General features: G+C 59.8%; 16 protein-coding genes. 9 read left to right on the top strand and 7 right to left on the bottom strand.

Annotated features, from left to right (window positions below; genetic code table 11):
* Nucleotides 1-43 precede the first annotated feature (43 nt).
* Nucleotides 44-643, top strand: a complete 600-nt coding sequence (locus ACR0FE_RS10375; protein WP_170614153.1) for a GntR family transcriptional regulator — start codon at nucleotides 44-46, stop codon at nucleotides 641-643.
* Between the two features lie 151 nt (nucleotides 644-794).
* A complete protein-coding gene (gene dapD / locus ACR0FE_RS10370; protein WP_170619300.1) occupies nucleotides 795-1622 on the top strand; it encodes a 2,3,4,5-tetrahydropyridine-2,6-dicarboxylate N-succinyltransferase in 828 nt (275 codons plus the stop codon).
* Nucleotides 1623-1755: 133 nt separating this feature from the next.
* Here dapD and ACR0FE_RS10365 read toward each other — a convergent pair whose 3' ends face one another.
* Together ACR0FE_RS10365 and ACR0FE_RS10360 are read right to left on the bottom strand one after the other, a co-directional pair.
* Nucleotides 1756-2208, bottom strand: coding sequence for a hypothetical protein (locus tag ACR0FE_RS10365; RefSeq protein ID WP_480912710.1), 453 nt, complete (start codon nucleotides 2206-2208; stop codon nucleotides 1756-1758).
* Nucleotides 2209-2700: 492 nt separating this feature from the next.
* Complete coding sequence (locus ACR0FE_RS10360; RefSeq protein WP_480912709.1) at nucleotides 2701-3633, bottom strand: MBL fold metallo-hydrolase; 933 nt, start codon at nucleotides 3631-3633, stop codon at nucleotides 2701-2703.
* Between the two features lie 116 nt (nucleotides 3634-3749).
* Between ACR0FE_RS10360 and ACR0FE_RS10355 the strand changes: the two genes are divergently transcribed.
* Nucleotides 3750-4184, top strand: coding sequence for a DUF1801 domain-containing protein (locus ACR0FE_RS10355; RefSeq protein ID WP_480912708.1), 435 nt, complete (start codon nucleotides 3750-3752; stop codon nucleotides 4182-4184).
* Between the two features lie 96 nt (nucleotides 4185-4280).
* Nucleotides 4281-5606: a glutamate--tRNA ligase gene (gene gltX / locus ACR0FE_RS10350; RefSeq protein WP_480912707.1), complete on the top strand. Its 1326-nt coding sequence runs from the start codon at nucleotides 4281-4283 to the stop codon at nucleotides 5604-5606.
* Between the two features lie 81 nt (nucleotides 5607-5687).
* Here gltX and ACR0FE_RS10345 read toward each other — a convergent pair whose 3' ends face one another.
* Nucleotides 5688-6257, bottom strand: coding sequence for a gamma-glutamylcyclotransferase family protein (locus ACR0FE_RS10345; protein ID WP_480912706.1), 570 nt, complete (start codon nucleotides 6255-6257; stop codon nucleotides 5688-5690).
* Nucleotides 6258-6352: 95 nt separating this feature from the next.
* Here ACR0FE_RS10345 and ACR0FE_RS10340 point away from each other — a divergent pair, with 95 nt between their 5' ends.
* Nucleotides 6353-6799, top strand: coding sequence for an RrF2 family transcriptional regulator (locus ACR0FE_RS10340; RefSeq protein ID WP_170614159.1), 447 nt, complete (start codon nucleotides 6353-6355; stop codon nucleotides 6797-6799).
* Nucleotides 6800-6802: 3 nt separating this feature from the next.
* Here the strand turns inward: ACR0FE_RS10340 and ACR0FE_RS10335 are convergent, their stop codons facing one another.
* Nucleotides 6803-9331: an ABC transporter permease gene (locus ACR0FE_RS10335; protein WP_480912705.1), complete on the bottom strand. Its 2529-nt coding sequence runs from the start codon at nucleotides 9329-9331 to the stop codon at nucleotides 6803-6805.
* Entirely contained in the window at nucleotides 9328-10023 is a 696-nt protein-coding gene (locus ACR0FE_RS10330) for an ABC transporter ATP-binding protein (protein WP_480912704.1), read from the bottom strand. Before ACR0FE_RS10330 ends, ACR0FE_RS10335 begins: the two co-directional genes overlap by 4 nt.
* Nucleotides 10024-10088: 65 nt before the next feature.
* Between ACR0FE_RS10330 and ACR0FE_RS10325 the strand changes: the two genes are divergently transcribed.
* Together ACR0FE_RS10325 and ACR0FE_RS10320 are read left to right on the top strand one after the other, a co-directional pair.
* Complete coding sequence (locus ACR0FE_RS10325) at nucleotides 10089-10709, top strand: arylesterase (RefSeq protein ID WP_170808389.1); 621 nt, start codon at nucleotides 10089-10091, stop codon at nucleotides 10707-10709.
* Between the two features lie 9 nt (nucleotides 10710-10718).
* The gene (locus ACR0FE_RS10320; protein ID WP_480912703.1) at nucleotides 10719-11333 is read left to right on the top strand and encodes an SOS response-associated peptidase; all 615 of its coding nucleotides are present in this window, start codon (nucleotides 10719-10721) and stop codon (nucleotides 11331-11333) included.
* A gap of 5 nt (nucleotides 11334-11338) precedes the next feature.
* Here the strand turns inward: ACR0FE_RS10320 and ACR0FE_RS10315 are convergent, their stop codons facing one another.
* Both ACR0FE_RS10315 and ACR0FE_RS10310 read right to left on the bottom strand, forming a co-directional pair.
* A complete protein-coding gene (locus tag ACR0FE_RS10315; RefSeq protein ID WP_170679301.1) occupies nucleotides 11339-11899 on the bottom strand; it encodes a L,D-transpeptidase in 561 nt (186 codons plus the stop codon).
* Nucleotides 11900-12066: 167 nt separating this feature from the next.
* Complete coding sequence (locus tag ACR0FE_RS10310) at nucleotides 12067-12273, bottom strand: cold-shock protein (protein ID WP_170378838.1); 207 nt, start codon at nucleotides 12271-12273, stop codon at nucleotides 12067-12069.
* Nucleotides 12274-12811: 538 nt separating this feature from the next.
* Between ACR0FE_RS10310 and ACR0FE_RS10305 the strand changes: the two genes are divergently transcribed.
* Both ACR0FE_RS10305 and ACR0FE_RS10300 read left to right on the top strand, forming a co-directional pair.
* The gene (locus ACR0FE_RS10305; RefSeq protein WP_480912702.1) at nucleotides 12812-13231 is read left to right on the top strand and encodes a hypothetical protein; all 420 of its coding nucleotides are present in this window, start codon (nucleotides 12812-12814) and stop codon (nucleotides 13229-13231) included.
* 190 nt (nucleotides 13232-13421) lie between these two features.
* A complete protein-coding gene (locus ACR0FE_RS10300) occupies nucleotides 13422-14009 on the top strand; it encodes an REP-associated tyrosine transposase (protein ID WP_480912701.1) in 588 nt (195 codons plus the stop codon).
* Nucleotides 14010-14032: the final 23 nt, after the last annotated feature.

The following is a 14032-nucleotide window of genomic DNA, read 5'->3' as shown; positions in this document are numbered from 1 at the left end:
TTATCTGCTTGTGGAAGGCGGGCTTCATTTTTATCTACAATCTATGACCGCGACCATTGCCGATACGATTTATCAGAAACTCAGCCAGCAAATCGTCACCGGCGACCTGATCGCCGGTGAAAAACTGCGTCAGGACCATATCGCCCGCGCATTCGAGACCAGCCATGTTCCGGTGCGCGAAGCGCTGCTGAGGCTGGAGGCGCATGGGCTGGCCAAAAGCGAGCCGCGGCGGGGGATGCGGGTCACTGCGCTGGACCCATCCGAAGTGCGCGAGGTCATCGAAATGCGCGTGGCGCTGGAATCGCTGGCGATGCAGCACGCGGTTCAGAACCTGACGCCAGCCGCCTTGCGGAAAATTGACGAAGCACGGCTGGCCTGCGACGCGGCCCGGACCATGCCGGAGTGGGAGGCGGGAAACCGTGCTTTTCACCGGGCCATCCTGACACCCTGCGGGTTGCCGCGCCTGCTTCACACGATTGACGATCTGCATATCGCCAGCGCGCGCCATCTGTTTGCCTATTGGCGTCCCCGGTGGAAGCAACGCGCAGACACTGATCACGCCGCCATCGTGCGCGCGATGAAAGGCAGGGACGCTGCCGCCGCTGTCTCGATACTGGTTCGGCACATACGCCGGGCCAGCTGACAAAAGCCGCGAAAGGCTGCGGATAATCACCCGGGCGATGGTCTTTGTCCCACGAGTGACGCAAAACCGCCCGCCTACGCCGCATTGCGCCCTGTGTGTGGCTTGCTTATAGGCAAAAACAACGTGAACAGATTCAGCAGGGAGTGATCTCATGTCCAATGCGCAACTGGAAGCCGCAATCGAAGCCGCCTGGGAGGTTCGCGACACGATCTCGCCCGCCAGCACCGGCGAGCAGAGAGAGGCGATTGAGGAAACACTGAACGCGCTGGACAGCGGATCGCTGCGCGTTGCCGAGAAGCTGGAAAGTGGCGATTGGCACGTGAACCAGTGGGCCAAAAAGGCAGTTCTGCTGGGCTTTCGCATCAAGGACATGGAAATCCACGCTGGCGGACCGCAGGCCGGTGGCTGGTGGGACAAGGTCGACAGCAAGTTTGCCGGTTGGGGTGAGAGCCAGTGGCGCGCCGCCGGCTTCCGCGCCGTGCCCAACTGTGTTGTCCGCAAATCAGCCTATATCGCACCGGGTGCGGTTCTGATGCCGTCCTTTGTGAACCTTGGCGCCTATGTTGACGAAGGTACCATGGTCGACACCTGGGCCACCGTCGGATCCTGCGCGCAGATCGGCAAGAACGTGCACCTGTCAGGTGGCGTCGGCATCGGCGGGGTACTTGAACCCATGCAGGCTGGTCCGACCATCATCGAAGACAACTGCTTTATCGGTGCCCGCTCGGAAGTGGTCGAAGGCTGCATCATCCGCGAAGGTTCGGTTCTGGGGATGGGTGTTTTCATCGGTAAATCCACAAAGATCGTGGATCGCGAAACCGGTGAGGTCATGTATGGCGAGGTTCCGCCCTATTCGGTGGTCGTTGCGGGTTCGATGCCGTCGAAGAACAATATCAGCCTCTATTGCGCCGTAATCGTGAAGCGTGTGGACGAAAGAACCCGTTCGAAAACCAGCATCAACGAGCTGCTGCGCGACTGAAGATATCGTACAGAGTTGAAAGGCCGGTGCGGGACAGCACCGGCCTTTTTATTGAACTTTCCCGAAGGATTTTGATCGTGAGCTTTAAAAGCTCTGATCATTCGGCATTTCCGGTAATACCAACCGTGTTTGGTTAGCGATCTTCGCCCGGCCGTTCTACGTCATTCTCGGTTGACCCTTCGTCATCTCCCGAATTGCCTTCGGTGTCTCCATCGTCTTCGGTCTCGCTGCCGCCTTCATCACCGCCCGAGTTGCCATCGGTTTCACCACCGCCTTCGGTTTCACCACCGCCTTCGGTTTCACCACCGCCTTCGGTTTCACCACCGCCTTCGGTTTCACCACCGCCTTCGGTTTCACCACCGCCTTCGGTTTCACCACCGCCTTCGGTCTCGCCACCGCCCTCGGTCTCGCCACCGCCTTCGGTTTCGCCACCGCCCTCGGTTTCACCACCACCCTCAGTCTCGCCTTCGCCTTCCTGGGCATAAGCGGAGGTTGCGACAAAGCCGGTCAAAACAGCCGCCGCTGGGGTCATTGACAATACGAGAACACTTGCAGTGGTAGTCAGCAGTTTGGACAAAATGCTCATTTGATTCCCCTTTTGATGAAATTACGGATGCAGTGCCGTCATTCTAGGGACGGGGGTGCTGGCTTCGTAACGGCTTGACCTTGTCTCATTCTGATAGGCCATTACCCGCGTGACTCAGCGCGGGTGGTTGGCAGTTTGATGCTCAATACAACCAAGTAGAGACTCACCGCTGAGCGCGACACTTTTCAGGTGTGGATTCGATTCGCCCTGCCGGTGAACTGCCCCAGAGTACCAAGGACGGTTTCAAGCTTTCTGACTGGCCGGACAATGTCGCACAGACAGAACTAGTGACGCTCGATGAGGTGTAGCGCTGTGGCTCGTTGGCCTGCGATGGTCCAGTCGAACAGGCCTCCGGTCGTGCGGCTTTTGCGCGATCTGAACTTTTGCTGGTAAGGCCACCGCAGGTTGCGGCAGGTGGAAATCCACGCGCAAAAAAACCCGCCCTAGTTCAAGGGCGGGCCGAGTCCGCTATGAAATCCTGTGTCTTTGGGGTCAGCCCATCATCTGATAACTGACGGGGACAAACCGGAACCCTTCACCACGGGTTTCGACATATCCCGCTGCGGGGAATGGCATGTGATAACCGATCATCGGCACCTTGTCGGCCGCCAGCATGCCCAGCACATTGCGCCGTGCCGCGGTGGCTGCCGCCTTGTCCATGTCGAACCGGACTTCCCATTCCGGATGGGCGAACGACCAAACATAGTGGTTTGCCAGATCCGCAGTCAGGATCAGACGCCGGCCGTTGCTTTCCAGATGATAGACCGTATGGCCGGGCGTGTGGCCAAAGGCAGACATGGCCGTGATGCCGGACGCAACATCGCCGCCGTCTTCGACAAAGGTCATCTTGTCCGCCAGTGGCGTCACCTTGGCCGCAACCAGATCGCCGACCCGGTTTCCTGCCTCCTGCGCGGCCCAGAAATCGTATTCGTTCGAGGCGGTCACATAGCGTGCATTCGGAAAGGTCGGTGCGTCACTGTTTGTCATGCCGCCGATGTGATCGGGGTGCATGTGGGTGATGACCACCACGTCGATCTGATCGGGTGTCACACCGGCATCGGCCAGTGCCGCCTGAATCCCGCCTTTTCCGAGGCCTGTGTCGAACAGCACCATTTCGGACCCGGTATTGACCAGCGTTGGCGTGAAGAAGAACTGGGCCATGTCGTCTGGAATAAAGTTCTCGGCGGAAACCCTCGCGAATTCCTCGTCCGATGCACCGCCGCCGAAAATTTCCTTGGCGCCGTCGCGCGGCAGACTGCCATCCAGCAATGTTGTAACAGTGAAATCACCAAGCGCGAACGATCTGGCGGTTGTCGGGTTTGCGCCGGTTTCAGCATCATTGGCCAGAACCGGAGCTGCAGCCGACGCAAATGGCATTGCTGCGGCAGCGCCGAGCGCTGCTCTTCTTGTCAAATTGATGGTCACTATGTTTCTCCCTGTCAGGACACCAGTCTTGGAACTAGCCCGCTGTGGGTCATTTCCCATATCTTACCCGCCTGACATGGGCTGCATGGATAAACATTACGTGTTAATTTTTGCTCATGTCCCGATCCGAAAACAAAACACAGCCGACAGGGCAGCCGGTCGACGGGTTTTTGTCATCCGTCCTGCCACCGCGAAAGGGCGACGAGGCGCGTGTGCTGGATGCGCTGTTTCGCGAAGCAACCGGATTTGAACCGATGATGTGGGGACAGTCGATCATCGGGTATGGCCGCTATCACTATCGCTACAAATCCGGGCGCGAAGGAGACTTTCTGGCAACCGGGTTTTCCCCGCGCAAGGCGGCGCATTCCATCTACATCATGCCCGGTTATGCTGATTTCGGTGACATCCTGTCCCGGCTGGGAAAACACAAACTTGGGAAATCCTGTCTTTACGTGAACAAGCTGGCGGATATCGATCCTTCGGTTCTGTCCGAGCTGATCGTCGCGGGGCTTGAAGATCTGGGCCGACATTGGCAAGTCGAGCCGACCTGAGCCTTTCCTGGCGCGCCCAATCTTGCCCGGGGCCTCATTCGCTTGCTGGACAAAACGCCCCTCATGTGACAAGAGCCGCGCCAACAGGAGATATCCATGACCACCACCCGCTTCGCCCCGTCGCCCACCGGTTACATACACGTGGGCAACCTGCGCACTGCCCTGATGAACTATCTGATTGCCCGCAAAAACGGGGGTACGTTCATCCTGCGCATCGACGACACCGATCCTGAGCGGTCGAAGGAAGAATATGTCGATGCCATCAAGCAGGACCTTGAATGGCTGGGCCTGCACTGGGATCGGGTCGAACGTCAGTCCGAGCGTCTGGACCGTTATGCCGAGGCCGCCGACAAGCTGCGCGAGATGGGGCGGTTCTACGAGGCTTTCGAGACGCCGACCGAACTGGACCTGAAGCGTAAGAAGCAACTGAACATGGGCAAACCGCCGGTCTATGACCGCGCCGCGCTGAACCTCAGCGAGGCCGAGAAAGACGCGCTGCGCGCCGAACGTGGCAACGGGGTCTGGCGCTTCAAGCTGGATCACGAGCGGATCGAGTGGACCGACGGTATTCTGGGCGACATCTCGATCGATGCAGCCTCGGTTTCCGATCCGGTGCTGATCCGTGGTGACGGTCAGGTTCTTTATACGATCGCTTCCGTTGTGGATGACACTGAGATGGGCGTGACCGACGTGGTCCGCGGCTCGGACCATGTAACCAACACGGCGACCCAGATTCAGATCATCAGGGCACTGGGCGGCACCTGCCCGCGCTTTGCCCACCATTCTTTGCTGACCGGTCCGCAGGGCGAGGCGCTGTCAAAACGTCTGGGCACGTTGGCGCTGCGGGATCTGCGTGAACAGGGCGTGCAGCCGATGGCCTTGCTGAGCCTGATGGCACGTCTGGGATCGTCCGACCCGGTCGAACTGCGCGCGGATATGGCCGAATTGATTGACGGGTTCGACGTAAGCCGCTTTGGTGCCGCGCCCACCAAGTTTGACGTGCAGGACCTGTTCCCGCTGACCGCGAAGTATTTGCAATCACTGCCGCTTGCCGATGTGGCTGATGCTGTTGCCGATGCCGGTGTTCCGGCAGATCTGGCCGAGCCGTTCTGGGCCATGGCGCGCGAGAACATCACCACGCTGGGCGATTTGAAAGCCTGGTGGGAGCTGTGCCGCGTAGGCGCGGAACCACTGATCGCCGATGAGGATCGCGCGTTCATCGTTGAGGCGATGGCGCTGCTGCCGGAGGGCCCGTTTGACGGCGAAACCTGGGGTAAATGGACCAGCGCCGTGAAAGAAGCGACCGGCCGCAAGGGCAAAGGTCTGTTCATGCCGTTGCGCAAGGCGCTGACGGGGATGGAACGCGGGCCCGAGATGGCGGCCCTGTTGCCCCTGTTGCAGGTGATCCGCGCGCGGGGGTGATGAAACGCGCCTTGCGGCGCGTGCCTTCGGCGAGAGTATTTTGAAAAAGATGAAGAGGGCTGGTTGAATCCGGCCCCTTTTTTATGCGTTTTGAACGATGTTTGCCGAGATACTGCGCAGGCGGTCGTCGACGAAGTCTGTTTCGTCGGGGCGGAGCTGTTGATGGCGCGGATAGCGGGGTTCGGAGCGGTCATTCAGGATCGGGGCGTCCCACCCGTCCGTGGTGGCGAAGAAACGATCTGCTCCGTCCAGACCGAAAGCGCGCAGATAACCCTGCACCACCACGTCGATATAGCTGAGCAGCAGCGGATGTTTGTTGCTTGGCGCATTGTGCCGATCCTGCGGAACGGCGTAGACGGCGATTTCAACTTCATGCGCCAGGGGGTGGGTCACTGATTGCGTCGCAGTCACGCGATCGTAGGCCCATTCGCGCTGATCCAGCGCTGCCCAGTCGTTCTTTGGAACATGCGCGATCATGCCTTCGATTTCGGCATCGGGGTCAGGTACGGCTGTCAGAAACGCCACTTCGCGCAGGTCGGTATGTCGCCATGCGCGCCGCCAGCCCTTCAGCCGGGCCGGATGCGGATCGGGAAAGTCATGGGTGGCCAGATTGACCAGGCTGCCATAACCGAAGAAATACGGGTCTTTCATGCGCTGTACCGTCCTGGATCTCGATTGATGTATGTCAAACCGCTTTTTTGCGGAACATGCAATAAGACTGCATCTTGATATTTGGGAGGCCTGTGATGCGGATTACCAAACGGACGAATATTGCAGTGCGCCTGCTGATGTATTGCGCGGCGCATCAGGATCGGCTGGTGACAAAGGCCGAGATTGCCGAAGTGTGCAACATCTCGGAAAACCATCTGGCGCAGGTGATCAACCAGCTCAGCCAGCTGAACTATCTGAACACGCAACGCGGGCGCAACGGCGGCATGATGCTGGCCCGTCCGGCGGAACAGATCCGGATCGGATCGGTGTTTCGCCATGTGGAAGGCAATCTGCCGATTACGGAGTGCTTTGCCGATGCGGACAACACGTGCCCGCTGACCGATGCCTGTCGATTGCGGTTGGCCCTGCGCGATGCAGCCGAAGTGTTTTATGCGTCGCTGGATGAAATCACACTGGACGCGCTGGTCTGTGATAATGATCGCTTGTTGCAGATTTTGCAGCCGGTGGCCTGTGTTCGCTGAGACCTAACCGGCGGCGCGCAGGATGCGCGCCGGCCTGACAGCCAGAGGACGCAGGGCAAAGACCAGGCCGGCTCCTGTGGTCACGGCGATTCCGGCCAGAACGATGGCAAGCGCGGATGGCCAGATGATCGTGAAGCCTGTGTCAAAAATGAACGTTGCCACGGCCCAACCGCCGGTGATGCCGGCCAGAAGGGCCACGCCTCCGGCTGCCGTGCCAAGAAGTACGGCGCGCAATGCAAAGCTGAGAAGAATGCGGCGGCGGCCAGCCCCGAGCGTTTTCAGGATCGCGGCCTCGTAGCGGCGCGCGGGCTCTCCGGCGGCGGCTGCGCCGATCAGCACAAGAAACCCGGTCAGCAGTGACACCCCGGCCCCGTAAGACGTGGCGGATGCCAGCCCGGCAAGCAGGCCGGAAACCCGGTCGATCGCGTCCCGCACACGGATCGCGGTGATGTTCGGAAATTGCCCTGCCAGATCGCGTAGTATGGCGGCCTCGGCCTGTTCATTGGCATAGACCGTTGCGATGAAACTGTGCGGTGCCCCGGCCAGCGCGCCGGGGTTCATGGACATGACAAACCCCATTCCGGCGGTTGAGAAATCGACCTCACGCAGAGAGGTCAGCCGGGCCGTGATATCCCGGCCGAGAATGTTAACCGTCAACTCATCGCCCAGCTTGAGACCCATCTCAGCAGCTTCTTCCGCGGCAAAACTGACCTGCGGCGCGCCGGAATAGTCATCTGACCACCATTCCCCTTTGGTGATGCGCGCGTTCTTGGGGGGACGTACGGAATAGGTGATCCCCCGGTCTCCGTCCAGCACCCAGTGATCGCCAGCCACCTCGCGTGCAGGCTGTCCGTTGATCCCGGTTATGATCCCGCGCAGCATTGGCGCACTTTCGATGCGGCGGACCGCCGGGTCGGTTTCCAGCCGTTCCATGAACCCGGGCATCTGGTCTTTCTGGATGTCGACAAAGAAGTATGACGGCGCCACGTCCGGCAGATTGCCCGAGATTGCGTTGCGCAATGTTCCGTCAATCTGCCCGACGGCCGCCAGCACCGACAGCCCCAGCCCAAGCGACAGCACGACGGGACCAGCACCTTCGCGCGGGTCAGAGATGGCCGACAGGGCCCAGCGCAAGGCGGGCCGCCCGCGTGTTGCTGAAGCCCCGGCTCGGGCGACCCGTCGAATGATCCACGCGGTTGCGGCCAGCAAAGCCATCGCTCCGGCCAAACCGCCGCTGGTCCACAGGGTCAGGCGGGCGGAGCCGCTGAACCATGCGGCGGCTGAGATCAGGAGAACAAGGCCCACTGCGGTGGCGATCACGTAAGCAGGACGGGGAAAAAACCGCGCCGATGTCAGGGCATCGCGAAACAAGGTTGCGGCGCGGACCTCTTCGGTTCGGGCCAGCGGCCAGAGAGTGAACAGGAACGCCGTCAGAACGCCGTAGAGGGCAGCCTCGGCCAATGGCTGGGGATAGATCGAGAATACAGCGGGAACAGGCAACCGGCTTTCGATCAGCGGTGAAAGCATCAGGGGGGCCGCGCCGCCCAGGGCTAGGCCCAACGCGATGCCGATGACAGACAAAATGCCGATCTGGATCATGTATGTCTGAAAAATCGTGGCACGGTCGGCGCCAAGAGTGCGCAATGTGGCAACCGTTTCCGTCTTTTGTGACAGGTACGCCCGTACCGCTGCCGAGATGCCGATGCCGCCTACGGCCAGACCCGACAGACCTACAAGCACCAGAAAGGCGCTGAGCCTTGCAACGAACTCAGCGATGCCAGGGGCACCGTTGCGAGCATCTGTCCAGCGCATGCCGGTGCCGTCAAAGGCTTCTTTTGCTTCGGTCGACAGGGTGGCAAGATCTGTGGCGGGCGGCAGGTCCAGCCGGTATTTCGTGGAGAACAGCGTGCCGGGTTCCAGCAAACCCGATTTGCTCAGGTCTTGAGTGCGCACCAAAGTACGCGGCCCCAACCCGAATCCGTCGGCGGCCCCGTCCGGCTCGAACATCAGCGCGGCCATTACGACAAACTCCTGCGTCCCGAGCGTGACGGTGTCCCCTGCCTCCAGGTTCAGCCGATCCATCAGGGCCGGGTCCATTACCGCACCGGGCAGGTCGTCCGTTCCATTCAAAGCAACTGGCAGGGACATCGCGGGCTCCAGCGTGACAGAGCCAAGCAATGGGTAGGCGTCATCGACCGCCTTCACCTGTGTCAATGCGCGATCCGGACCGTCATCGTGTTGCGTGACAGCCATGGACCGGAAGTCGACGATTTCGGATACCTGCCGAGCTGAAGCGTTCATCCAACTGCGTTCTTCGTCGCTGGCATAGCGGTAGGTGAATTCCAGCTGCGCGTCCCCGCCCAAAAGGGCGGCGCCCTCTTGAGCCAAGCCAGCCTGAATCGCATGCCGGACTGAACCCACCGCAGCGATCGCGGCGACACCCAGCGCAAGGCAGGCCAGAAACACGCGAAATCCTTGCAATCCGCCGCGCAGTTCACGGCGCGCCAACCGTCCGGCCAGCCGCAGGCTCATTCAGCGGCCTCCTGTTGGGCATCCCCGGCAATGCGCCCATCCCGCAAGCGCACGACTCGGTCGCATTTCCGGGCCAGTGCGTGGCTGTGCGTTACCAGAACAAGGGTGGCACCGTGTTTGTCCCGCAACCCAAACAACAGCTCGACAATGGCGGCGCCATTGCTTTCGTCCAGATTGCCGGTCGGTTCATCCGCCAGCAGGATCTGAGGCCGGGGGGCCGATGCGCGGGCAAGGGCAACGCGCTGCTGTTCCCCACCCGACAACTGCGCCGGGTAGTGATTGCGCCGGTGCGACAGTCCAACGGCTTCAAGCTCGGCCTCGGCGCGGGTGAACGCATCCTTGTGACCGGCCAGTTCCAGTGGCGTGGCGACGTTTTCAAGCGCGGTCATTGTCGGGATCAGGTGAAAGTTCTGAAACACAACACCCATGTAGTCGCGCCTGAAACGCGCCAAAGTGTCTTCGTCCAGCCCCGTCAGATCGCGCCCAAGCGCCGAGACGGTCCCACGGGTCGCCTGTTCAAGCCCCCCCATCAGCATCAGGAGTGAGGATTTGCCTGACCCGGAGGGTCCGACCAGGCCTATCGTTTCACCCTGCCGCACAGTCAGGTCGATGCCATGCAGGATATTCACCTGACCGGCATTGCCATCCAGCGACAATGAGGCATCTTGGAGCGTGAGAACTGGTGACGTCATCAGTCTTTCCGAAAAGGAGCGGTCATTTGGGATATGGAGCGGTTGGGACCTTGCGCAAGACCTTGATGTCGGGCCTGTTTGTCTTTTGCGGCTTTGCGGCCACAGCCGAACCGGTGGTCATCGCGGCGGTAGGGGATTCGCTGACGCATGGCTATGGCTTGCCCGAGCAGGAGGGATTTGTCCCTCAGCTCGGCCGCTGGCTTGAAGATCGCGGCGCCGAGGTGACGCTGATCAACGCAGGTGTGTCGGGGGACACAACAGCCGGTGGCGCGGCGCGTATCGAATGGACGCTGACACCGGAAGTCGATGGCGTAATCGTTGCCCTCGGGGCCAATGATCTGTTGCGCGGTGTTGATCCTGCGGTGTCGCGTGAGAACCTCGATACCATCCTGCAGACAGCCAAAGCGGCCGATGTCGAGGTCTTGCTGATCGGGATGGAAGCGCCGGGAAACTTTGGCCCTGACTACAAACAGGCCTTTGACGCCATCTATCCCGAATTGGCGCAGAAACACGGAACGCTTTATGCAGAAAGCTTTTTTGCCGGTCTTGATGCCGGGGGCGATCCGACTGCCGCGCTTGGGTTCATGCAGGCTGATGGCATTCATCCCAATGCACAGGGCGTGGCCCTGATTGTCGAGGCGCTTGGGCCAGATGTTCTCAAGCTGGTCGGGAACGCAAACCGATAGGAGCGCATCATGCCGGGGCGGTTTTCTCTGACGCGGCCCATTTCCGAGATTGCCCGGTTTCTGGGTGTGCCCGCTGAGGTGGCCGCTCAGCCGCCGCGTCATAACATTCAGCCGGGGCAGGAGGTGATGACCCTGACAAGCGCGGGGCTGGCGCCGATGCGCGGGGGCATGATCCCGGTGGGGCGGGTCAACGCGCGGGGCCGCCCGGTGATGGAGACGATCATCAACGCAAGATCCGAAACGGTGTTTGACAAGACGGCGTTTCAGGGTGTGGGCAGGGCTGTGATTGCTGTCGACGGCTGGTACGAATGGACCGGAGAGAAACGGCGCAAGACAGCGTGGCGCATTTCCTCGGTTGACGGTGCGCCGCTGATATTTGCGGCGATTACGGACACCTGGCAGGCCCCCGGCGGACTATGTGTCAATCAGGTTGCCGCAGTGACCTGCGAACCGAACGCGGATGTCCGGCCGATTCATCATCGCATGGGGGTTTTGCTGAATCCGTCCGATGTGCCGGGATGGCTGACCGGAACCGAGGCTGAAGCGCAAAGCCTTGCTCGCCCGTGGCCAGAAGGGCGGTTAAGGATCGAGCGGGCTGATAATGTGGATTGGTCAGCGCCGTGATCGGATTAAACCACACTGACCACCGTGCCCAATGGTACGCGCTGGTAAAGGTCGATCACATGCTCGTTCAGCATTCGGATGCAGCCGTTTGACACCGCCCGTCCAATGGTCTGCGGCTGTGTTGTACCGTGAATGCGGAAATAGGTGTCGACGCCGTTTTGGAACAGATAGAGCGCCCGGGCCCCCAGTGGATTGTCTCCTCCGCCGGGCTGGACATAATCGTTGTCCTTGAACTTGGCGTAAGTCACCGGTTCCCGCTCGATCATTTCGTCCGTTGGCCGCCACGTCGGCCATTCCTTCTTCACGTCGATTGTCGCGGTGCCGGTGAATTCCAATCCGGCTTTGCCGACCCCGCAGCCATAGCGGATCGCCTTGCGCGGCTCGGTCACGAAATACAGATAGAACGAGCGTGGCACGACCAGCAACTGACCAGGCTGAAACTGTTTCTTGATCCGGACCACCTGCGGCGTGGGGTCGTATTCGACGGCTTTCTTCTTGGCCAGGCTCATTCCCGGTGTGAGGCTGGCTGCTGCTGTCGATGCAAGAAATACACGGCGCGTGAACATGGTGGGCTCACCTATCCTTCATGAAAAACATGAATTCAGTCTCGGAAGGATACACCATCCGGTCAATCGCTGCGCACTGATAAAGGGATTGTGATGTATTTTGCGCGCCACAGTTCAAGGGCGCGGCAAGAAAAAGGGCGGAGAGATTCTCCGCCCTTTTTAACTGGTCAGGCCAGTTCGATATTGTCCGCGCTTTCGCGGCCGTCACGACCCGAGCGCAGCTCGTACGTGACTTTCTGGTTGTCGGCCAGACCAGTCAGGCCGGAACGTTCCACGGCCGAGATGTGTACGAAGATGTCTTTGCCGCCATCTTCGGGTGCGATAAAGCCGTAGCCTTTGGTGGTGTTGAACCATTTTACGGTGCCTGCTGGCATGTCCGTTGTCTCCTGTTTTGATGCTGCCCACGGGGTTGCGGCAGCCTGGCGTCGTCGGTCTGGATCGATAGACTGAGCGCCGGAAACGGAGACAGTAGGTCGAAATAGAAAAACGTAAGCAACCGGGATATGGCACCGCGCAGGGCGTGTGACAAGGGAGTTTGTGTGCTTTGTACAACGGTTTAAGGGCCTGCAGCGCGTTTTGAACGGTTTCCCGCCGAAGGGTTCGGCCCGAATCCCGCGCATGTCGAACCTGATACGGGGACCGCGATTTCAACAACCTGAGCAGAATTGACAGAAGCGCCTACCACCATGGACCGTGCCCGGGCAATCGTCAGTTGAGTCCCGAGTCGCAGAGCACCCGAAAAACTATAGGGTAGAGAAGCAAGGTCGCCTACAACCCTTAGATTTTATTCAGATATTACGATGTTTTGAAAAGCAGACTTTTGGTGCTATAGTATCGTACATAACCGTGGGGGCGGATATGAGACTTGTTTGTACATTTGCGGTCCTTTGCTGGGCTGGTTCTACCGATGCATTGACTGTTACAGTTGATTGGGAAAGCCCGTTGCCTGATGGTATCGAACGGGAAACCAACCGGTTGTCCACGTATTCGAGCGAAAAATCCCGTGAGGATATGGAATGGGACATGTTCCGAATCATCCAGTCGGCATCAACCTCTGATCGCCACCTCGAAGAAATTCGGCATCTTGAAGAGCTGGAGTTGGAGCAGGAGCAGGACCCAATCGAACAGGATCCCATCGAACAGGGTGAGGAATTGACGGAAGTTACAGAGCCCGATTTCTGTGAATTGTGGTGCGAAGAGCCCGGGTCGGAAGGTACCGTGACAGAAGTGAATGTCTCTGCCGTCCCAATTCCGGCCACTGGGTTGTTGCTGATCGCTGCTTTGGCGGGACTGTTCGGGTTCAGACGGATGGGTGGCAGCCGGTCCGGTTAGGTTCGGCAACGAACGACCCCTTGGTATTTCGAAATTGAATTATGTAATCCGATGGCGCGGTGCTTTGGCTTCGCGAGGTCGCGTATGCAACCAGTCGCTGGATGGATAGAACCGCCCGTCCTTCCGGTCCCTTACCGTTTCAGTCCACCCCTTTACGAGTTGGTAGTTATAGCTGCCGTAAACCGGATGCATGTCTAACTTTCGGCGTGTCCGCATTCCCTGCGCCAGTTATTTCTTCACCGTTTCTTTGGCCGATCGTTCGTCGGACCTGTTGACGCGCGAACCGGCGCATCTGAGGGCGGCCTTTGCGATGACGCAGAGGGAGCGGCCATTCCGGTGCGATGCGTTTGTCGTGTTGCCCGATCATTTGCATGCAGTATGGACCCTGCCGCCTGGGGATGCGGATTATTCGACGCGGTGGGGCGCGATCAAGGCACGGTTTACCATGCGTGTGAATAAGGCAAGCTTCAGCCCGGCACCCGTGCCCAGGGAATTACCCGTTGTGACATCCGGCAGGTATGCCGGGCTGAAGCCCGGCCTACGGGCCGATAAACGCGAAGCGCCTGTATGGCAACGCCGGTTTTGGGAACATTGCATCCGGGACGAACGGGATTACCGCAATCATATGGCGTATTGTTGGGGCAATCCGGTCAAACATGGGTTGGTGGAGCAGCCGGCCGATTGGCCGTATTCGTCGATACACCGCGATATTCGCGCAGGTCGGGTCGATCCGGAATGGAGTGGTGGTGAGACAGAGGGCGCGTTCGGGGAGCCGTAGAATAGATATCCGAATATTGTAGG

This window comes from Ruegeria sp. K7, from assembly GCF_056531785.1.
Note: the sequence above shows the minus strand (reverse complement) of the source record. Positions and strands in the feature narration are given on the sequence as shown.